This window comes from Treponema medium, from assembly GCF_017161265.1.
In the GTDB taxonomy this organism is placed as follows: domain Bacteria; phylum Spirochaetota; class Spirochaetia; order Treponematales; family Treponemataceae; genus Treponema; species Treponema medium.
Genome location: NZ_CP031393.1, coordinates 1,834,090 through 1,855,246, shown reverse-complemented (window position 1 = coordinate 1,855,246; position 21,157 = coordinate 1,834,090). Strand labels below are relative to the sequence as shown.

At 45.8% G+C, this 21,157-nt stretch carries 14 protein-coding genes; 8 read left to right on the top strand and 6 right to left on the bottom strand.

Annotated features, from left to right (window positions below):
- The first annotated feature begins 17 nt into the window (after positions 1–17).
- The 4 genes from cfpA (at position 18) to DWB79_RS08105 (ending at position 6,802) form a co-directional block, all read left to right on the top strand.
- Positions 18–2,060, top strand: a complete 2,043-nt coding sequence (gene cfpA, locus DWB79_RS08120) for a cytoplasmic filament protein CfpA (RefSeq protein ID WP_016523555.1) — start codon at positions 18–20, stop codon at positions 2,058–2,060.
- Positions 2,061–2,264: 204 nt separating this feature from the next.
- On the top strand, positions 2,265–3,287 hold the full coding sequence (locus DWB79_RS08115; RefSeq protein ID WP_016523554.1) for a hypothetical protein: 1,023 nt from the start codon (positions 2,265–2,267) through the stop codon (positions 3,285–3,287).
- A 9-nt stretch (positions 3,288–3,296) separates the two neighbouring features.
- A complete protein-coding gene (locus DWB79_RS08110; protein WP_016523553.1) occupies positions 3,297–5,975 on the top strand; it encodes a putative PEP-binding protein in 2,679 nt (892 codons plus the stop codon).
- 62 nt (positions 5,976–6,037) lie between these two features.
- Positions 6,038–6,802 (top strand): TrmH family RNA methyltransferase, encoded by a 765-nt coding sequence (locus tag DWB79_RS08105; protein ID WP_016523552.1) that lies wholly within the window; start codon positions 6,038–6,040, stop codon positions 6,800–6,802.
- Positions 6,803–6,811: 9 nt separating this feature from the next.
- Here DWB79_RS08105 and rlmB read toward each other — a convergent pair whose 3' ends face one another.
- Positions 6,812–7,711, bottom strand: a complete 900-nt coding sequence (rlmB, locus tag DWB79_RS08100) for a 23S rRNA (guanosine(2251)-2'-O)-methyltransferase RlmB (RefSeq protein ID WP_016523551.1) — start codon at positions 7,709–7,711, stop codon at positions 6,812–6,814.
- A 2-nt stretch (positions 7,712–7,713) separates the two neighbouring features.
- Positions 7,714–9,120 (bottom strand): MBL fold metallo-hydrolase RNA specificity domain-containing protein, encoded by a 1,407-nt coding sequence (locus DWB79_RS08095; RefSeq protein WP_016523550.1) that lies wholly within the window; start codon positions 9,118–9,120, stop codon positions 7,714–7,716.
- Between the two features lie 262 nt (positions 9,121–9,382).
- Between DWB79_RS08095 and DWB79_RS08090 the strand changes: the two genes are divergently transcribed.
- Entirely contained in the window at positions 9,383–10,297 is a 915-nt protein-coding gene (locus DWB79_RS08090) for an Rpn family recombination-promoting nuclease/putative transposase (RefSeq protein WP_040859150.1), read from the top strand.
- Between the two features lie 73 nt (positions 10,298–10,370).
- On the opposite strand, the gene DWB79_RS08085 is transcribed toward DWB79_RS08090, so the two are convergent.
- Both DWB79_RS08085 and DWB79_RS08080 read right to left on the bottom strand, forming a co-directional pair.
- Positions 10,371–10,988: a hypothetical protein gene (locus DWB79_RS08085; protein WP_016523548.1), complete on the bottom strand. Its 618-nt coding sequence runs from the start codon at positions 10,986–10,988 to the stop codon at positions 10,371–10,373.
- An 18-nt stretch (positions 10,989–11,006) separates the two neighbouring features.
- Positions 11,007–11,249: a hypothetical protein gene (locus tag DWB79_RS08080; RefSeq protein ID WP_016523547.1), complete on the bottom strand. Its 243-nt coding sequence runs from the start codon at positions 11,247–11,249 to the stop codon at positions 11,007–11,009.
- Between the two features lie 46 nt (positions 11,250–11,295).
- On the opposite strand from DWB79_RS08080, the gene DWB79_RS12190 reads away from it, so the two are divergent.
- A complete protein-coding gene (locus DWB79_RS12190; RefSeq protein ID WP_276324583.1) occupies positions 11,296–11,421 on the top strand; it encodes a hypothetical protein in 126 nt (41 codons plus the stop codon).
- 204 nt (positions 11,422–11,625) lie between these two features.
- On the opposite strand, the gene DWB79_RS08070 is transcribed toward DWB79_RS12190, so the two are convergent.
- Positions 11,626–17,538, bottom strand: a complete 5,913-nt coding sequence (locus DWB79_RS08070) for a hypothetical protein (RefSeq protein WP_206180993.1) — start codon at positions 17,536–17,538, stop codon at positions 11,626–11,628.
- Between the two features lie 216 nt (positions 17,539–17,754).
- The gene (locus DWB79_RS08065) at positions 17,755–17,967 is read right to left on the bottom strand and encodes a hypothetical protein (protein ID WP_016523545.1); all 213 of its coding nucleotides are present in this window, start codon (positions 17,965–17,967) and stop codon (positions 17,755–17,757) included.
- Between the two features lie 645 nt (positions 17,968–18,612).
- Between DWB79_RS08065 and dpaL the strand changes: the two genes are divergently transcribed.
- Positions 18,613–19,824, top strand: coding sequence for a diaminopropionate ammonia-lyase (gene dpaL / locus DWB79_RS08060; protein ID WP_016523544.1), 1,212 nt, complete (start codon positions 18,613–18,615; stop codon positions 19,822–19,824).
- 191 nt (positions 19,825–20,015) lie between these two features.
- Positions 20,016–21,119, top strand: a complete 1,104-nt coding sequence (locus DWB79_RS08055; protein ID WP_016523543.1) for an MraY family glycosyltransferase — start codon at positions 20,016–20,018, stop codon at positions 21,117–21,119.
- The last annotated feature ends 38 nt before the right edge of the window (positions 21,120–21,157 follow it).

Genomic DNA, 21,157 nt, shown 5'->3' with positions numbered 1-21,157 from the left:
AATAAGGAGACAGTAAGATGGGAAGTTTAGATTTACCTCAAAGTCCAAATGTATTTCATCCCGAAAAGCCTAGTGCCGTCGGTTCAAGAAATTCGTTGGCGCAAGATTACCGCGATCAGCAAAAAGAAGTGAATCAGCTGATTGAAGAAGAGACCAATAAAGTATTGCATCACTTATCAACAAAATTACCCAAAGACGTTCTAGAAAGATTGGATGTAATGGGTGGTTTAAAAGAGAAGTTATACAATTACTTTAACCAGAACTATCAGAACATGTTCAACCGCTATATGGTAACCGCAGAAGATGAAATGCTCAAAAAAGTCCGCGGATTTATCGATAGGGAAGAAATGAAGGTTCTGAACCGCTATACTCCGAAAGAGATCGCAACTCTGTTGGATGAAGTCGGCGGCGCCGATAAGTTCAATACCGGTGAAATCGAAAAATCGATCGTCAATATGTACGGACACCTGCAGGGACACGTACAGCGCGGAATCAACGATTTGGAAACCCTAACCAATTCGCTTCTGCGTCAGAAAACCGACGTCGGTGCTTTCGTTCGCGGTGAAAACGCTTACTCAATTGTAAAGTGTGCATTTAAAGACAACATCACTAAACCTAAAACGGTAACGGATGTAAAACTTTCAGTCAATATTCTCGACACCGAACTTATCAGCCCGATTTTCCAGTATCAGGCAACGGTTGAATACTTGATCAAAGATTTGCTTGCCGGACACCTGATGAACCTTATCGATAAAGAAATCGAAGTCTTAAAAGATGAACTTATCGATGAAGGCAAAGAAGAGATGACCGACAGCGAAATCATCTTCAAGAAGATGGGAAAGGTTCTCGATGTTACCGACGATGATGTTGAAAACCCCGAAAGCAAACGCTATTCGGTAGTTTCCAAGGAATTGATGGAACGCATCGCAAACTTAAGAGCGGAAATCGATCCGGAAACCTTCGATCAGCTCAATATTCGTGAGAATATCAAGCACATCATCGACATCGAAAACATCCGTAACCGCGGCTTTAACACGGCAATTAACTCGTTAACATCAATTCTTGACACCTCTAAAATGGGGTATCAGTACATTGAAAACCTGAAAAATGCCCGTGAGCTGTTGCTGCGCGAATATGACGACACCAATGTTGCAAACCTTCCTGACGAACGCTACCAGATTCGTCTACGCTACTACGATAATGCTCAACTGCTTGAAGAGCGTAAAGCGTATGAGGTTATGATCCGTTCATTTGAAACTGAAGTTGAACATCTTTGGGACGTATTGCAGACCCAGTATGACAAATCGAAGTTCATGGTACGCATCACCGATTTCGGAGATTTGGCAAAAATCTACGAAAAACACATCCAGAAGAAATACAAGATTCCGAAGGGTGAACCTGCCTACAAGGATATCGCAAAAGTCTGGGACGAAATTTCGTTTGTCAATGCAGCTGAAACTGATGTTGAAAAAATGAACCGTACGTTTGTTTACGAAAAAGACAAGATGCGCAAGAAGCTTGTAATTATGCGTGAACGGCTCAAGAAAATGTACGACTATCAGTACCCTGTCGAACGGCGTGTTATGGAAGAACGTCTCGCTTTCCTCGAGGCTGAATTCAACAAATTCGACTACCTCATCAATCCCTTCCACATGCAGCCGGGACTCTTGCTTGACGTGGACATCACCTCCATCAAACGCAAGAAGGCAACGCTTGACGGTATGGCAAACGTCTTGAACGAATTCCTCCATGGAGTTTCCAAAGGCTTTATGGATCAGGCATTTGCTTCGTTCAGCCGCCGCCGCTCAACGGTTCGTGCAGATATTGCCCAGACCTTCGGCTCAGGAGAGGAAGATGAATCCGCTGCGATAACACCGAGTGGACGTGCCCAGTTTCTAGATGCGCTAAACGATACTCCGAGTTTGGAGGCTCCTGCCGCAGAGACTGTTAACGCAAAGCCTAGTGCCGCTCGCGGACGTAAAACAAAGAAAGCAGGTGCTGTTGATAGTACGGCAAGCAAAGGACGCCGGGGACGCAAATCCGGTGTAAGAACCCTGTAAAGCTTATCGTATGGCAATAAGTTAAAGTTATGTATAAAAGCCCCCTGAAACACCCGTTTCGGAGGGCTTTTATCTATAGGGAACTTACATTCCGTGTTATTCAAAGATCTCTCAAGGAATTGTTTTTCCCATAATTCTGAAAGTAAATGCAAGGAGTTTTATCAATACTTCTAAAACCATCCTTGCTAAGTAAAGGAGAAGCGAATGCTCGATTCATTAGGATTTTATGTACCGCTTGCTACAAAACAGGGGTTTAATACTTCTGTAACGCATATTCAGAACACTTTATCGATTCTGGATGCTTGCAACGTAAAGAAAAATATTGCCGATGAAATCGGAATATTACTTGAGAATAAAGAACTGACAAACGAAGAAATTCCGGCATTTTTATCGGTCATACTGCTCGACATGTGGGGATACAAAGTAGTGTCTAAGAATCTCCGTGAAATAAATGGACTATCTACAGATATCATCACGGAAACGGCAAAATGGAAGGGGGTTGATATTGTTGTCGGTTATCATCACCCTGATTTGGGTTTCTTGGCAATAAACCCTAAAAATCCTGCAAATGCCTCTCTTTTGGGAACATTGAAAAAAAATGAACTCTTAAATATTTATGTCGGAAAACAAGATAAGGGTGCGGTGGAAGCTCCTGTTGCAGAGGCGGTATTCAAAGCATTTTTTAACCTTTTGGAGGGAGCAAGACCGTCAATTCCTGCAAAACTCTTGAACGGTCCGTTTGTATTTACCGCTCCTAAGGCAAAAAAACCGTCAGCCGGAGGACAGAAACGGAAAGCGACAAAAGCTCCTGCGGCTGCAAAAACCAAGACTGCTGCAAGCGCTGCACAGACAAAACGAACAGCTGCTCCCGCTCAAATGCAGGTACCGGCAGGAAAAAACCGTATCTCTCAACAAATTTCGGTTATTGTTACCAACGAGTTATTTCACAATGGAAACGTTGAAGCATGGAAGCGAATTATCCGAAGCTACAATGCACGCTATCCGCATAATAAGGTTATCGTATTTTATGACGGTGAACAGATCGTCGATATCAATACGTTGTTTAAATGGGGAAAGGTAAAACACGGCAGCAGTATCCAATTTGCCGTTGCAGGCGAGGAAATTAAAGACTTGTCAAAACTGTCCAAATATTTTGCCGAAGGTGCAAGCCCGCGTTTTGAAGCCTTTTTACGCGGTTCTCCCAGCACCGTTCTTAACCTTTTCTAGGAGTTTATTATGAATATGTCTAAATCTATCCATTTTTTCAGTAATAAAGAATCACTTAAAAGTAATGTCGATAAAACACTCCTCGGTATCCGCGGACGCCAGCTGAACGAGTTTGCGGAACTCGGACTGCCGATCGTACCGGGACTTGTTATGGATGCGACTATTACGCAAGACTTACAACAGGCAAATGTGTTATCAACGCTACGGCCGTTCTTAAAAAAGATGGGCGAAGCGGTAAAAAAAGAATTCGGCGATGCAGAAAATCCGCTTTTATTAAAACTGGTTATTTCGCCAAACCTTGTGATTGCCAATTATCCGACGCTTCATAACTTCGGCTTGGCAAAAACAACAATCGACGGTTTTGAAAAAAAGGTGGGAAAAGATTTCGCAAGCCACGAAGTCTTATTTCTGTTGCGCGGTATCTTTTCAATTTTACATAAGATTGCCGAATTACAGGAAGACGGCGCAAAACAACAGCTCTATAAAGAGCAGCTGGAAAAAATCGGAAACGAACTGAAGAAAGAAAAATATACTGAATCAGGCGCTGCCGTTATGGATATGTACCAACCGTATCTGCCGCAGGAATTTTTCAGTACTGCAGAAGTACAGCTCAACAAAACCATTCAGCTCATCAGTACGCTGCTCAGTCTTGAACCCGACAATGAAAACGATGTAGCCTTATTGATTCAGCCATTGGTATACGGGAACTATGATAAAGAATCATTCTCCGGTAGATTCTTTAGCCGTAATATCGTTACCGGCGAAAAGAAATTACAGGGTATGTTCTTCCAAGAAAAATTCGATGAAGTCGATGCTGTCGGAAAGGATATTAACGATATAAAGCCGGTATACCTTGAGCAATTGGAAGCCATTGCATGGCGATTGGAAGACCATAGTAAAGATGTCCGCGAAATTCGTTTTACGATCGAAGCGGGAAAGCTGTGGCTTATCGAACAAAAATCCGTTGAAGCAAAAAGCACGATTGCATTGGTACACTTCTTGCTCGATTTATACAATCGAAAGATTATCGATGCGGAGTATGTTGTAAAGAATGTCAAACCCGGTCAGCTCAACGAAATACTGCACCCGGTCATCAACATGGCGAGTGTTAAAAATCTCCAATCTTCAAAGGGAGGTATTGCAGGCGCTCCGGGAGCGGCAGTCGGTCGCGTATACTTTAGCGCAGATGCACTGATTGAAGCGCAGCATATTGCGCGTTTGCAAAGCGCCGATACCCGTTGTATTCTCTGCGTACCGGCCAGCTATGCAGGCGACGTAAAGGCGATTGAAGTTTCTACCGGCGTTTTATCGAATGAGGGCGGTTATTCGGCACACGCCTCCGTTGTTTCACGTCAATACGGAAAAATTTCGTTGGTACGTCCCGATATGAAAATTATGGCGAACAAAGCCGTTATCAATGGGGTTACCATTAAAGAAGGGGATTACATCACCCTACAAGTACCCTATTACGGCGAATCGACGGTATACTTCGGCGCAGCAGAGCTGATTGAACCCGATCCCAAAACCTCCGGTTTGCTTGACTTTATCGATCTGACCCGTTCGTTTATCCAAGACTTCCATGTCCGTGCCAATGCCGACAGTCCTCGCGATGCTGCGTTGGCGGTTAGTTTCGGCGCCGAAGGTATCGGATTGTGCCGAACCGAACACATGTTCTTTGAGACAAAACGTATCAACACCTTTAGAGAGATGATTCTTGCCGAAACGACCGAAGAGCGCATCAAAGTTTTAAACAAACTCCAAAAGGTTCAAATGGAAGACTTTTACGGTATCTTTAAGACTATGGCAGGGCGCGAAGTTACCATCCGCCTTTTGGATGCTCCATTACACGAATTCTTACCGCATAATGACGCAGAACTGGATGGATTTATCGAGTATCTCAAAACAGAGAAGAAGAAAACCGCCAGCAAAAAAGCTTTATCCGAAGCAATAGCGCTCCGTGCAGAAGTAAACCCCATGCTGGGACACCGAGGATGCCGCATCGCAATCTCGTATCCTGAAATTTATGCAATGCAAGTCCGCGCTATCTTTGAAGCGGCGTATAAACTGCAAAAAGAGGGCGTTGAGACGCACGTTGAAATCATGGTTCCGATTGTGATGAATTTCCGTGAACTCAAACAAATTGCTTATGGAAAGAAGATTGAAGGTCATGCTTATCTCGGTATCCGGTCGATTGAACAGGAAATACGTGCGCAGTTTAAAGCACAACCGATAGACTTCAAAATCGGCACGATGATTGAATTGCCGGTTGCAGCGTTGTCAGCAGGAGAAATTGCCCGTTATGCCGAATTCTTCTCATTCGGTACCAATGACCTTACGCAAACGACGCTCGGTCTTTCCCGCGATGACTTTAACAGCTTTATGCCGGATTACACGTTGTATGACTTAATCGACGGTAATCCGTTTGCGATTTTGGATCCGTGTGTACGGGAACTTATCAGTACCGCGATTGAACGCGGCAAGCTTACCCGTCCCGATATTAAACTCGGCCTCTGCGGAGAACAAGGCGCTCGCCCTGAAAACATCCCCTTCTGTATGAAAGCTGGTTTGAATTATGTCTCCTGTTCGTCTTATTCGGTGCCTATCGCACTCTTGTCGATAGCACAGGCAGAATTGGAAAAGGCGGAAAATGAAGGGCACAAGCTCACACCTAAAAAGGCTGCAAAGTAAAAAAAAAGGTGTAACAAGGCAGCCGTACCTATTTTTACGGTTGCCTTTTCCTAACTTGCAATATGAGTGAATTACATCAAAAAGAATTGGCGGTGTGCGGTTTTGAAGCAGTAAAAGCGCTCGCCGCCGAACATCCCGAAAAAATTTCACGACTTTTTTTTGCCGGAAGCAGGGCAAAGACATTCGGCGCCCTTTGTAAATACCTTGCACAGCGAAAACGGCTCTACCGGCTCGTGCAATCGGATGCGGAATTGGAAAAGCTGTGCGGATCCGTTCACCATCAGGGCGTTGTCGCTATGATTGAAGAACCCCGCATTGCTGCCGTAACACCGGAACAAATTAAACGGTGGGAAACCGAAAAAGCTGCGGTGTTACTATGCGACCGTATCGGTAATGCAAATAATCTTGGAGCAGTTATCCGTAGCGCCGCCTTTTTCGGCATAGAACATATCGTGATAAGCGGAGAAGACGCACAGGCACAACTGACGCCGAGCGCCTACCGGATTGCGCAAGGGGGTATGGAGTTTATCACCTTGTATACCACTCCTTCCGCCGAGCATTTTTTAAAGATGTGCAGCGGGTATTTGGTGCGGATAGGGGCGGATCATCGGGCATATCGCAGCCTAAAAGATATTCCGTCAGTGGTGCAACCGGACGAGGCGGTTGTAGTGGTACTTGGGAACGAAGAACACGGAATTTCCGCTGAAGCAAAAAAACTCTGCGATGTGCTGGTTAAAATCAGCGGCAGCGGAGCAATCGAAAGCCTGAATGTAGCACAAGCCGGTACCCTCTTCTGCTCTGCACTTGCCGAACTCCGGCGGGAATAGGACACTCCCCTACCCGTTCTGCTGCCGGCGTACCTCGTACATCAGGATACCGGCGGCGACCGAAACATTTAAACTGTCGAGCTTGCCGGAGGTGGGAATCGCTGTAAAGGAATCGCAGGAGGCTTTTAGCAAGCGGCTGATGCCCGACCCTTCGCTGCCCATAATCAGTATCGTTTTGTCGGGGAACTTGGTGTGCGGGAGCGGCTCTCCTTGGGCGTCAGCGCCGAATACCCAAAAGCCGTTGCGCTTGAGTTCTTCCACCGTCCGAACCAAATTCGCCGTGTATAAAAGCGGAACCCACGCCGCTGCCCCTGCGCTGATCTTACTGACAGTCTGAAAGTCTCCGGCGGATCTCCGTTCGGGCAGCACAACGGCGTCAACGGCGAATTGATCGGCGCTGCGGATAATGGCGCCGGTATTGTGAGGGTCGGTAATTGAATCAAGAACAACGACAAAGGCTTTTTCGCGGGAAGCAAGCGCGGCGAGCAGCGCATCGGCGGAAAGCTTCGGCGCCTGTTCCTGCGGACGTTCATCGATCAAGATAATCCCGCGGTGATTTTGCAGATATTCCGGCAGGGGCGCCGTCAACTTATCAAGTTCGGCATCAGTTCGCTGCTCTATCGTAATTGAAAGTTTTTCCGCCTGCGCAAGGATCTTTTTTACGCGCGGCCCCTGCTTGGCGTAAAGAATCTTGAGCCGCAGTCCGGGCGCCTTTCCGCCGCCAACAGCCTTACCACTGACAGCAGCTTTTCCGTTAACAACAGCCTTTCCGCCGCCAATTTTTTTCCCCATATCGGAATTCTTTGTTGCAGTTGCGGAGCTTTTTGTTTCCGAATTTTTTTTCTCCAACTGAGCTTCAACCGAACGCAGTAATTCTTCTATCGCATGAAAACCGGTAATAATCTGCATCGCTATAACTCGATCACATCGCCGTACCGCATAATATGCGATTCATAGCGGTGTTCCTGTAAATACGCCTGCAAAAAGCTCTGTGCATCCGGTTCGCCGTGCACCATCAACAGCTTTTTCAAGCTTCCGGTGTCGAGACTGTCAAGCCACTCAAGAATTTCGACATAATCGGCATGGGCGCTAAACGCATTAATCTGAAGAATTTCGGCGCGAACCGGATGCCATTCTCCGAATATCTTTACCTCCGGCTCACGGTTCATCAAACGCCTACCGAGTGTATTTTCCGCCATATAGCCGACCAGCATAATTTTTGTCGAAGGCTTTGAAATATTATTTGCAAGATGGTGCGTAATGCGGCCGAATTCACACATACCGTCCGCACTGATAATAACCATCGGCTCTTCCATTACGTTCAGCGCCTTCGATTCATCGACACTCGTAATAAACTTGAGCGCATTAAAGCCGAAGGGGTTTTTGTGGTGTTTGACAAAGGCTTCCTGTGTTTCTTGGTCAAAGCATTCGGGATGCACCTGAAAGATGGTCGTTGCGTTCACCGCCATCGGCGAATCGACATAGATGGGAATCTGCGGAATCCGTTTTTGATCCGTCAGCAGATGGAAATAATAGATGAGTTCCTGCGTCCGCTCAACGGCAAAAGCGGGAATGATAATCTTACCGCGCATCTTTACCGCATCGTTAACCGTATGTTCCAGCATCTCCATCGCATTGTGAATATCCTCATGCCGGCGGTTTCCATACGTACTTTCTATCATAATATAATCGGCAGCAGGGATAATATCGGGGTCGCGGATAATCGATTTATTCTTTCTGCCGAGGTCTCCGGTAAAGGCAATTTTTACAGTCTTACCGGCGGAATCTTTTGCCGTAATAAACGCGATTGCGGAACCGAGAATATGCCCCGCATCATAAAATTCAAGCTGCACATTCGGGCCGATCCACACGGGACGATGATACGAAACCGTTACAAATTGATTGATGGTTTGCACGGCATCTTCTTCGGTAAAAAGCGGCTTCCAGTCGAATTTTTCGTGTTTTTTGATTGCTTGTTTTTGTAAATATTCGGCATCCCGCGCCTGTATACGGGCGGAATCCATCAGCACGAGATTGGCAATATCCCGTGAAGCGGGTGTCGCGTAGATATTGCCGGTAAACCCGTGTATGCCCAACAGCGGCAACAGCCCGCAGTGATCATAGTGCCCGTGGGTAAGAACAACGGCGGTTAATTTATCGGCGGGAACATTAAAATCGCGGTTTTTTTTATCGGCTTCCGCCCGCTTCCCTTGAAAAGCTCCGCAGTCAAAAAGATACAAATACCCATCGACATCGAGAATATGCTTTGAACCGGTTACTTCCTCTGCGGCTCCCAGAGAATACACGTTGATGCTCATAAAAAAATGATACAGGGATTTTTTGAAAATGTCAATTTTTAAAAAATATCAGAGATCGAATCAGTTTGTAATTGATAATGTGTAATCAATTTGTAATTGGTAATGTGTAATTTGTAATTAAATTACCAATTACCAATTATCCATTATCAATACCTCCTGTGTTTCGTTATAGCGACGAGGATTTTGATGATCGCTGTGCATATCAAGCGTAGTTTATTCCAATGACCTTACACTATCAGGCTTTGTGTGCTATACTACTGTCATGTTAGAAACCGTACCGGATAACCGTAACTATAAGGACTCTGTTTTCGTCGATCTGTTTAGCACCGATGAAAAAGCAAAAGAGAGGTTTTTATCCCTCTACAATGCTTTACACGGTACCCAGTTGCATGATGCTGCGCTACTAGAAAATATTAAGCTTGAACAAGTGATGTATATGAGCTTTGCCAATGATGTCTCGTATCTTGTTGAAAACAAAATTATTGTTCTTGCGGAGCATCAGTCTACGATTAACCCCAATATGCCATTGCGCTGCCTTGAGTATGTCAGCCGTCTGTATGAAAAACTCTTTGAATCAAAGGAAAAATATAGCCGTAAGCTACTCAATATCCCTACACCGGAATTTTATGTATTTTACAATGGTAAAGAGCCATATTCCCGAGAACTAACACTTAGACTATCCGATGCCTTTATGGAAATAGTCGAAGAACCAAATTTAGAGCTGATTGTACACGTAGTAAATATCAACAGGGATATAGGATGCCAACTATTAGTAAGATGTGAGCCAATAAGAGAATACAGCATTTTTGTGCAAACGGTGAGAAAGTGGAAAGAGCTTGATCCGGTACAAGGGTTTCAAAAAGCAGTTGAAGAATGTATAGCAAATAATATTTTGCGAGAATATCTCGAACGGAAGACAAAGGAGGTAATAAACATGTTGCTTGCCGAATATAATTATGAAGAGGACATTGCCGTACAACGTGCAGAAGAACGTGAAATAGCCTTTGCTGAAGGTATAGAACAGGGTATAGAACAGGGTATAGAACAAGGTATAGAACAAGGTGCTCATAACAAAGCGGTTGAAAGCGCGAGAATTTTAAAGCAGCTCCATTCTGATACTGCGATGATTATGCAAGTGACCGGTCTCTCCCAAGCCGAGGTGGAAGCGCTGAAATAATTAGTAATTGATAATGTGTAATCAATTAGTAATTCATAATTACAAATTATCCATTACCCATTATCTCTCCCCATTAGCTTGCTGTGTAACCGTGAGGGTTATTCACCGTACCGCTGCTCTCCGTGTAAATTATCTCACTGCTGCATGAGTTTCCGGTTATAGAGCCGCCTTCCCTGTTAAAAGTTCCACTAACTGACACCGCTCCGCCATGATTTACAGCATCATTGTCGGTTATGGTTCCGCCTTTCATTGTGAAAGTTCCGCCGCCATATACGTATACGCCGCCGTAACGGGTTTTGTTTCCGTCAATTTTTCCGCCTGACATAATAAGCGTTCCCGCTGTACACACAGTACCATGGTAGTTATTCTTAAATCCGGTAATTCTCACATTGTTTTTGATTTCTGCTGTACCGCCCTCCTCGATATAGAGCGCGTATTGCGCATTATTGCCATAGTGAGCACCTTGCAGCGTTATATTCCCCTCCAGCGTTAATGACGCATTTTTTTGTACATGGAAGTGTTTATATCCCCCCGTATTTTTATTAGGACAGGTAAGCGTTACAGCCGAATCCGCCTTGAGCGTAATCTTTTTTCCTTCCGGTATTTCAACCGTTTGAAGGTCTGCAATATTGCCCGTCAGTTTTATCGTAGAGGGCGTATTGAGGGGCACGCCCGCGATTGCATCTTGCAAGTCCGAAAAGCTTCCGGCTTACCTTTTTTTCAAGGCACCGGTTGCGGTAATATACCACACCTCTAAGCCCTTCGGCGTTACGGTAAACTTGGTGTAGTTTTGCGGTGTACCTAATGCTATATCACCGTCAAGCACCTGCGTGGCCGACTGGTATTTGCCGTCCGGTACCGTAATACGCGCAGCTTTACCGTTTGCTGGGGTGAGCGTTCCTTCAAGTTTTATCTTGGCGAGACTGCCGCTGCCGCTTACCGTCCGGATCACCGCAACGAACCGCGATACGGAAGAAAAGGAAACGAAAACCGTCGAAGTGATTTATATCGGCAGCGCTTTAAGCGTACCGGCTCAATTTCCCTCCCACACCTATCAGCAATTGGAAGCGGTTGTGCAGACAGACGGCGAAGCGCTTTCGTTGCGGAGTTCCGTAAAAAAGTAAACCTATTCGGAAACTTTCGTTTCTGAACAGGTTTACTTGAACTGCGATATTCTCAATCGTACCTTAGATTTAGAGGCGATGTTTAAAATTAAGTCATTATTGTATAAAAACTTAATTCTAAACTCGCTATCAGCTATACTGATGGCGATGTCAAAAAAGCAACAAACTTTTGAGACACCCCCTATTCATACGACATTGTATTCTTTATGGGTCAGTTTTCAGCTTACCTACACCACCTTCCAACACGATTTTCCAGTTTTTTTGAGGAGTTCCTCCCGGCGTTACTTTGAACTTGGAGATGTCCGATGCCTGAAGCATATAACTACCGCCGGGTTTGACAACCACCCTATTTGACGAGTAGCCGGAAGCCGGGTTCATTGTCAGACTTGGATAGTAATTCGGATCATTAACAGACAGGTGTTCGGTAACGGTAATAAAAGCATGGTCGCTACTATTATCACCGCCCAAAGCAACATTGTTGTCTTTATGGATTTTTGTATCGCCGGACATCTTAAAATATCTACTTGTATTGTAAAAATAACTTATATACACTCCATGCCCATATTGCAGCTCTTTTGCTGTGTTGCCTTTAACGGTACAGCCTTTAAGCTCAACCTGAGCATCCTGTGAGCAGGCAATACCACCGCCGAATCCTTGGGGTGCCTTATTATTCATTATCTTTACAGCACCTTCTATGGTCAGTTTATAACACGCAGCTATTCCGCCGCCTGCAAGTGCCCCCTGATACATCGCTGTATTATTGGATATGGAACTTGAGCCTTTGATGATAATGCTTCCTGTATTACTGTAAAAATTCATTCCATATACGCCGCCTCCGGCACCACCGCTGTCCGTGGTGGCTTGGTTGTAGCTGACCGTACCATTTTGCATCTCAAAGGTACCATGTAAAACGGCAACCCCGCCGCCGCGCTGCTTTGATGTGTTTTTATCAGCCTCCGATCCGCCGATTGTGCCGTTGGTCATAGTAAACTGAGCCCTGCTCATAACGGCGACCCCGCCGCCACTGCTTGAGGCTTCGTTTTTACTGATAGTGCCGCCGCTCATCTTAAACTCGGCGGTATCGTTGGTGTAACCTGCTCCACTGGCATTCCCTTTTCCTCCAACGCAAACACCGCCTCCTGCACCCGTAAAATAGCGGATGCCGGAACCTGTAAGCGCTTTATTGCCGCTTATTGTACCTTGTTGCATTTCGAACTTTGCGTTATCCCACACGCAGATACCGCCGCCTATTGTCGTAATTTTCATGGAGGAGTTGCTGCCATCAGCTTTGGTTACTTCGTTATTGATAATTTCGGGATTGCCGTCTTTCATAATAAATGTACTGCCGCTTCCGCTGACACAGACACCGCCGCCCCTTGCCTTTGCATTATCAGCTGCTGCAGCAATTACCGTGTTGCTTTTAATTGAGCCGCCTTTCATCTCAAACTTTGCACCGTCTATAACACAGACACCGCCGCCTTGTATTTCTGCTGATTCGGTTATTGTTACAGTATTAGATGAGATTTCTCCGCTTTCCATTGTGAAATTTGCATCAGTACCACCGACATATATACCACCGCCTCTAACGGATGCTGTATTGCCGATAACTTTGGCGTTATTTTGAAGCTTCAAAGTACTGTTATTGATATAAATGCCGCCGCCGCTGCCGCCATCTGTTCCGCTTTTGGACGCTTTGTTTGCGTCAAGTGCAGCTGTGCCGCCGATGGTGCCGCCTAAGATTGTTACGTTGGGCGAGGCGGCTGACGGAGTGGTGTCCTTTTGTGCGGCGATTGCGCCGCCGTTTTTTTCCGCTGTATTGCCCGTAAGAGTGCAGTTCGTCATAATGACGGTACCGCCCTCTGCATAGATTGCACCGCCCTTGCCGCCGGTAGTTGGGCTGAAGAAGAATTTTGCACTGCAGTTTTTTATATCCGTGTTTGTGAGCGTTGCCTTTCCATTGCTCCATATTGCTATTGCTCCGCCGTTCAGCGCTTCGCAGTCTTCGATAATACAGTCAAAAAGCTTTGCATCGCCGCTGCGTCCCACTATAATTGCAGCGCCATCATTTCCGTTAACAGAACCGCCTTTAAGCGTAAGTTTTTCAAGGTTGAGTTTATTGTTCGAGCCGTCGGGTATGCTGAATATGCGTCCGCCTTTTTTGCCTGCATCCAGTATATCGGTATCCCTACCGTTTTTCCCCTTTATCGTGATATTGTCATTGATGTTGATTGGTCCCTGGTTATCGGCATCGTCTGTCGCCTGTATGCTACCGTTTATGGTGATAGGGTCGGTTCCGGCAACACTAACAACATCTTTCAGCGCCTTCCATGCCTTATACGGATACTTGACGCCATCTACAATGCGCATCAGTTTGCCTTGGTTATCTACTTCCCAATAGTATGTATTACCGCTATCTTCTTTCGGCGTTACGGTAAACTTGGTGTAGTTTTGCGGTGTACCATCCGTTATACTGCCTGCAAGCACTTGCGTAGTCGTATTGTAGTTTTCAGGCGTTATGCAGGCTGCGACTCCTCCCAGCGGGTTCAACTGACCGTCAACGGTAATCTTTCTGCCGTCCTTCAAATACACGTCGTTGTTTGCATCAATTCTTGCAGTGCCGGACATCTTTACTGTAACAGCGTCAGTACCATCCCAAACCTGTATCCCTGCACCTTTTCCCGGTCTGCCAATAGTATTTCTGCTAATTGTACCGCCGGACATATCAAGCAGCGCGGGACCATTATTTATTCCGAGCGCCACTCCGCCGCCGCCTTTTTCGTTGTCATTGACTTTGTTAGCAGTATTGCTTTCTATGTTGCCGCCGGTCATGTTCATGGTGCCGCTTAATACCTGAACGCCGCCTCCATGGTTATGCGCCGTATTATTCTCAATAGTGCCGCCTTCCATGGTAAATATACCTCCGCCAAACGCCTCAACGCCGCCGCCGGAGTCGGTTGCCGTATTAGCGATGATGGTTCCGCCTTTCAAAGTGAACGAGGCGTGCTCGGTAACACCGGTACCGCCTGCAATATATACGCCGCCGCCGTTCCCTGCTTTGTTGTTTCGTATTTCACCGCTGCTCATCTCGCCGTGTGCGTCGATTTTGTTCAGGTAAATACCGCCGCCATTTTGGGTTGCTTCGTTTCCGATAACCTGTGCGCCGCTCTGCACCTTTAAGGAGCAGCCTTCACCGATATAGATACCGCCGCCCAAGCCGTTGTCTGGTCCGATTCCGGTTGCTTTGTTTGCCTCTCCTGCGTCTGTGCCGCCTATTATGGCGCCGTCTTTGATTGTTATGGTGGAAGCCTTGCTATCGGTCTTTTTCGTATAGATGCCGCCGCCGTTTCCGTTTGGTGCGGTGTTACCGGTAATGGTGCAGCCTGTTATGTTGACGGTTGCGCCGCTTACGCAGATTGCCCCGCCGCTACCCGCCGAGCAGCCGGTGATAGCGTTTGAGCCTCGCATAGTAAGCCAGCCGTTTTCGTTTACATAAATTCCGCCGCCGTATGCGCTCGCAACATTTGCAGAAAGCGTTGAGTTTTCCATAATAATAGCACCGGATTTAACGTATATTCCGGCTCCATGCCAGGAACTGTTAGTGCTTGCCTTGCAGCCGGAAACGATTACATTGCTGAGCGATACACTTCCGTTTTCAAGGAGTATACCGCCGCCTTTTGTACCAAGTTTGCCAGCGGAACCGTTGCCCGCATAGCCGTTTTTAAGTGTAAGTTCTTTGAGCGTGAGCATTTCGTGACTTGATACCTTAAAGATGCGATGCGGAGTGCCTATATGGTTGCTGTTCGCATCCAGAATATCCGAAGCCGCGCCGGTCTTCCCCTGTATCGTGAGGTTTTTGTCGATGACGATTTCGCCCGAGTTGCCGCTGTCGTTCGTCGCTTTAATTTCGCCGTCTATGGTGATGACGGTTCTGGCAGGGGCAATTCGTACAAGCTTTCGCAGTTTTCGCCATGCATCGGAACTTGCATTTGCATTTATGGTTTTAGATATTTTTTCTAAGTTTCCATCATTTTTTATTGCCCATACATACTCCGGATCAGAGTTCTGCGTTACGGTAAACTTGTCGTGTTCACCGTTTGAAAACGGAGTAGTTCCGGTAAGCACTTGCGTGGATTCGGAGTAGGATTCGGGCGTGATGCGGGCAACAATAGGTTCGGTACTCGTCAAAGCGCTGTCTATTTTAATCGAAGCGCCGGCCGCAAGATACACATCATTTTCGCCCGGCGTGTTTACGTCTTGTGCGGTTGACGGGGTAATCACGGTTTTTCCTTTCAACGCGAGTACCCCTCCATTTTCAACGTAAGCAGCCCCGCCATTTCCGCCATTAACCCTGCCATAAAGTAGCTGTATGTCTTCCAGAATAAGCTCCGTGCCTCCACGTATGTTGAATATCCGACCATTTTCGGCGGCGTCTATCGTATGGCTCGAATGGCCGGAGTTTGGCCGCAAGGTCAACTTCTTACCGTCCGACACCGTTATTTCCGGATTATCAAGAGCGGTAAGGTCGCTGCCGATGTTAATCCCAATTTCATCACCGGCAGGGGCGTTTTGTACGACATTTTTCAGCTCACGGTAGGTGGTAACAGCCTTTATCACCTTAATATACAGTGTGGTTTTATACCCTTCTACGCCGTCTTTTACAGCCCATACGTTGAGGATATGTACTCCTGATGTGGTTACGGTTATGGCTCCGCCGCTCGGTGTCTGTTCAGTCCCGCCGTCAAGCGTATATTTTACCGTTGCAGTGCTGCCTGTCCGCGGGGTAAGCAAGAACTGTGCGTTGCCGTTTAAGTTGTAAATAGCCAGCGGCGACGCGGCAGTATAGCTTGACACATCGGGTATAATGTCTTCGGTAACATAACCTTTCGTTGCTGCAGAAATATTTTTAGCGGTAGTGCCGAAATCCTGTTTTAGTTTAAGAACGGGAAGCTCCTGCCGCAGCAGTTTTACAAAGAATTCTTTTTCATCGCTGTCGGCATAGCCGGTTAATGAGGCTTTGAGGGTAATTTTGTAGAACGCTTCGTTTTCGCTGCTGTCAAGCGCCGGTAGGTTTACGGTAACAGGCGTCGTACCGCTTACAGAGCGTATCTCATTCCAGCTCGAGCCATCGTGCTTATAAATAGCTCCCGTTATTCCGGCTCCGCTGTGTGCAGTTGCCGTCAATGCTTTTCCATCCATACCCGGGAAGGAGAACGGAGCGCTTTCCGTTGTTCCCGTTATTGGAGTTACGCCGTCAAGTAATTTTACATCGGGCAGCTTGGTCTTATCGGTGCTGATCTTTATCACCTCGGAACTAAACCCCAGCTCGTCTTTTACGCTGACGGCGTACGATGTTGCGGGGCCGTCTACTTTGACATCGGTCTTTAAGCGGAGTACCCAAGCATCTGACGAAAGGTCTTCATCGGCAGGGTTAATCTTTTGTACCGCGCTTGCCGCTAAAAGGTTTCCGCCCGTTGCAAAATCAGTGTTGCTTGAGTTAAAGGTAAGCGGAATATCACCGGGTGTTCCGCCATTTACCGTAACGTTGAGCGTCTTGATATCCTTGTGTAATCGCTGCCCGCCTATCATTGTATCCATGTCTTTTACGCGGAATAAAAGCACATAGTACCACTCGCTGCCTACCTGTGTTTTCCCTTTTCCTTTATATTCCAAAGCAGGCGGCGTATTCACTTTGAGTTTCACACTGAATCGCTTATCGAACACTCTACTGTCATTGGCAATGAAAGTAATATCAGCTCCGATATCTCCGGTACCCCATTCGTGCTTTTCTAAAAAATCTTTATGATACGTGAGGGTGAGTGTATCGGGCGCCGTTTGCTCTAAAGTATAGTCTTTTGCCGTACCGTGGGAGAGGGGCGGCATCTTAAGAATCAATCTTTTTGGATTACGCAATTTTATCGTAACCTTGGCGTCATTCGCCGACGATATATATGGTGTCCCTTCCATATTTATATACGGCGTCTCAATTGTAAAATTCGTAGAAGCGACTTCCGTTGACCAATAACTCAAATAGTCTTCCATATTATCTTTAAACTGTTGACAGGTTGTAAATAAAAGAGTTAAAAATATTCCGGTTATAATAGTACAAAATTTACGCATACGTCCTTCCTTTTGGGGATAAAGTCAGTATTCTTTAAAATCGGGAAAAATGATACTGATAAACCAGCGTATCATGGTTTTAATATGTACTATTTTTACATAAATAACAAGGGGAAAAAGAGATAAGATTTCGGCGTTTCCGCCGTAGATATGAAGCGGAGCTATCCGAAAAGCCGGTTACCTTTCGGACAGCTCCATCCGTAATTTTTTAATCGATTAGGCGACCCCATGCGCTTCGGCAGGAACTTCACTAATATATCCGGTACGCAGGCACAGCGCAAACATATCATTGTCAAGAAATTCCTCGCTAATCTTCTCGTATCCTTCTTTATCGTGGCAGATACGGATAAAATATCCCGTATCCGTTTCGTTCAGGATTGAAAAATAAGATACATCCCCCGGATTACTCTTGATTGAATACAATTTCATACATTACCCTCCACATACTAAAAAATACCATACACCGATAAACATAATCATTTGCTTGATGCATACGGCATCTTTCTACTATTTATAGTTTCGGCAGTCGGCAGCGGAGCTTTAGACCACAGCTCTCAGGGCAAACGCATCTGAAATCTTCCAAGCGCTTGTATTCCTTACTGTGCGAAATTTTATCCAAAATTTCGCACACTTTATCCTGTAGATGGGCAAATGTATCAGGTAGAGTAGATAAAAGGCGCATAATCATTGAGGTTGTGAGACCATTTGAACCGCGAAGAGGGGGCTGTCCAAAAACTTCAGTTTTTGGACAGTTTCCTTAGATTTAGATGCGACGTTTAAAATTAAGTCATTGCTGTATAAAGACTTAATTTTAAACTCGACGGGGATGTCCCGAAAGTAACCAACTTTTGGGACATCCCCAGCTTCAATGATTATGCTGGGCTGCTAAAACCTGTCCTGATGCGCTTGCCCTTCTTGAACTTGACATATCTTGTATCTGTGCTATGATTAGCTGATAAATATTTTGATTCTAACAAAATTTTTTTGCATAAGAATCGTACGTAACATTAAGAACCCTGTCCAAAAATGAAAGTTTTTGGAACAACCTCATACTCGATTAAAAGGAGTTATCTTATGGAAAAGATTCTTTGGTCGGAAAATAAACTTCCGAAAACAGACAACAAACAACTCGCGGTGATGGCTTTAGACGAAATCAATAAGGCACATGCATTTCATAAAAGCTTCCCGCAGTATGCGCCGACACCGCTCGTTCCATTAAAAAATATGGCGGATATGCTCGGCGTCGGGTCGGTATTTATCAAAGACGAATCATGGCGTTTCGGCTTAAATGCTTTTAAAGTACTCGGAGGTTCCTTTGCGATGGCAAAGTATATTGCAAAGCAGCTTAAAAAAGACGTTTCGGAACTCCCCTACGATGTACTAACCGGCGAAAAACTGCGGAAGGAATTCGGACAGGCTACGTTTTTTACCGCAACCGACGGCAATCACGGACGAGGCGTAGCGTGGGCTGCAAATAAACTCGGGCAAAAATCGGTCGTACTGATGCCCAAAGGCTCTACCAAAACCCGTTTCGATAATATCGCAAAAGAAGGCGCAAAGGTTACCATAGAAAATGTCAACTACGACGAATGTGTACGTATGGCTGCCGCACTTGCCGCAAAAACGGAACACGGCGTTATGGTGCAAGACACCGCATGGGACGGGTACGAAGAAATCCCTGCGTGGATTATGCAGGGCTACGGTACGATGGCACTTGAAGCTGCCGAACAGCTCAAGGCGGCCGGCGTAGACCGCCCCACCCATATCTTTGTACAGGCGGGGGTCGGTTCGCTCGCGGGTGCCGTACAAGGATATTTTAAAAACCTATTCCCCGACAACTGCCCCATTACCGTCGTAGTGGAAGCCCGTGCTGCGGACTGCTTATACCGGTCGGCGACGGCAGCCGACGGCAAACCGCATTTTGTAACAGGAGACTTGCAAACCATTATGGCAGGGCTTGCATGCGGCGAACCGAACACCATTTCTTGGGATATCCTGAAGAATAACACCAGCTGCTTTGTTTCCGCACCTGATTGGGTTTCCGCCCGCGGTATGCGTATGCTTGCAGCTCCTATTAAGGGAGATACACCGGTTACCTCAGGAGAATCAGGCGCAGTCCCCTTCGGTCTCTTATCCGCGATTATGCAGCATGATGATATGAAGGATTTACGCGCAGCATTAAAGCTCGATAAAAACTCAAAGATACTGTGCTTTTCAACGGAAGGAGATACCGATCCCGATATGTACAAAAAAATCGTCTGGGAAGGTTCTTACCCGTCAGTATAACAAAACACTCGACCTGTTCCGAAACGGAAGTTTCAGAACAGGTTTGCCTCAAGCCGACTGAGCTTTTCCTGACCCTTGTATGTTCCTGCTTAATCGGCTATCATAGCGGTTACAGAGTTTTGCGTATCCAATGATTTGCAGCTTCTCTGAACACAGGTAAAAAAGTTAATAATGTTCCTGTTGAGGTTTTAATGCAACTGACAAATATGCAGTTTATCCTTTTCACAATGCTAATTCCCTGCACCATATCAGCTTTTTTTGTATATCTTGTGATTCTTTTTGCAAAACGGCACAATTTATACGATGACGTCGGCGGCAGGAAAATACACACAGGGAAAATCCCGCGGCTAGGCGGTGTCGGTTTCTTTTCTGCTTTTGTATTGAGCGTCTTTATCATCTACTTCACATTTCCGGGCAGTATCGTTGTAACCCGCCAATTCACGGCCATTATCATCGGAGGCTGCTTAATTTTCTTCATGGGACTTTGGGATGACTTAAAAAATTGGAAAGCTATCTATAAACTGATCATTCAATTAATTGCGGCAAGTATTGTTGTTTATGCAGGCTTCCGCTTTACCCGCATTAGTTTTGGCCCCATCGGTCTTTTCATCCCCCTTGGTATTTTTGCTTATCCGATAACGGTACTCTGGATTGCAGGAGTTACCAATGCCGTAAACTTAATGGACGGCATCGACGGACAAGTAGGCTGTTTGAGCGTTTCATTGCTAATCAGCTATATTATCTTGTTTTTTAAAGATTCGTCGCCTCATTTTTCTATGATCTATACCTGTATTATATTGGGTGCTGCGATTATAGGCTTTTTATTTTTTAATCTTTCCCGCCCTAAAGCAAAGATATTTATGGGTGATGCAGGCTCTCAGTTTCTCGGCTTTGTGCTTGCAATACTCCCACTCGTACCGAGAAATGACGGATATGAAACAGCTGCTGCCCCTTTCGCAATTATTTTTCTGATGCTACCGATTTTCGATATGATTGCTGCAATTTGGCGGCGGATACGGGATAAAAAACCGATACGGGAAGGTGATAGAATGCACCTTCATCATAAGCTAATGCTCATCGGCTACTCACCGCGAGGGGCATTGGTTACTGTGATGATTTTACAGATCATTATAGATATATTCGTAACCCTTGCGGTCATTTCGCAAGGACTTATGGCGCTGGCAACGCTTATCGGACTTTTACTGGTAGGGATATTATTCTTCACACTCATTCATTTTGAAAAAGAAAAGCACCTTGCCCATGATGATACAACAATACCGAAGAATGTACAGTAATGACCTTCCCCGTAGACGTTTTATTGTATAAGAGCATC

What these genes read in the sequence shown, in the direction of transcription:
- dpaL (WP_016523544.1), top strand. Translation starts at nt 18,613, where the DNA reads ATGGAAAAGATTCTTTGGTCGGAAAATAAACTTCCGAAAACAGACAAC.
- DWB79_RS08105 (WP_016523552.1), top strand. Translation starts at nt 6,038, where the DNA reads ATGAGTGAATTACATCAAAAAGAATTGGCGGTGTGCGGTTTTGAAGCA.
- DWB79_RS08065 (WP_016523545.1), bottom strand. Translation starts at nt 17,967, where the DNA reads ATGAAATTGTATTCAATCAAGAGTAATCCGGGGGATGTATCTTATTTT.
- cfpA (WP_016523555.1), top strand. Translation starts at nt 18, where the DNA reads ATGGGAAGTTTAGATTTACCTCAAAGTCCAAATGTATTTCATCCCGAA.
- DWB79_RS08055 (WP_016523543.1), top strand. Translation starts at nt 20,016, where the DNA reads ATGCAACTGACAAATATGCAGTTTATCCTTTTCACAATGCTAATTCCC.
- DWB79_RS08095 (WP_016523550.1), bottom strand. Translation starts at nt 9,120, where the DNA reads ATGAGCATCAACGTGTATTCTCTGGGAGCCGCAGAGGAAGTAACCGGT.
- DWB79_RS08090 (WP_040859150.1), top strand. Translation starts at nt 9,383, where the DNA reads ATGTTAGAAACCGTACCGGATAACCGTAACTATAAGGACTCTGTTTTC.
- rlmB (WP_016523551.1), bottom strand. Translation starts at nt 7,711, where the DNA reads ATGCAGATTATTACCGGTTTTCATGCGATAGAAGAATTACTGCGTTCG.
- DWB79_RS08070 (WP_206180993.1), bottom strand. Translation starts at nt 17,538, where the DNA reads ATGCGTAAATTTTGTACTATTATAACCGGAATATTTTTAACTCTTTTA.
- DWB79_RS08115 (WP_016523554.1), top strand. Translation starts at nt 2,265, where the DNA reads ATGCTCGATTCATTAGGATTTTATGTACCGCTTGCTACAAAACAGGGG.
- DWB79_RS08110 (WP_016523553.1), top strand. Translation starts at nt 3,297, where the DNA reads ATGAATATGTCTAAATCTATCCATTTTTTCAGTAATAAAGAATCACTT.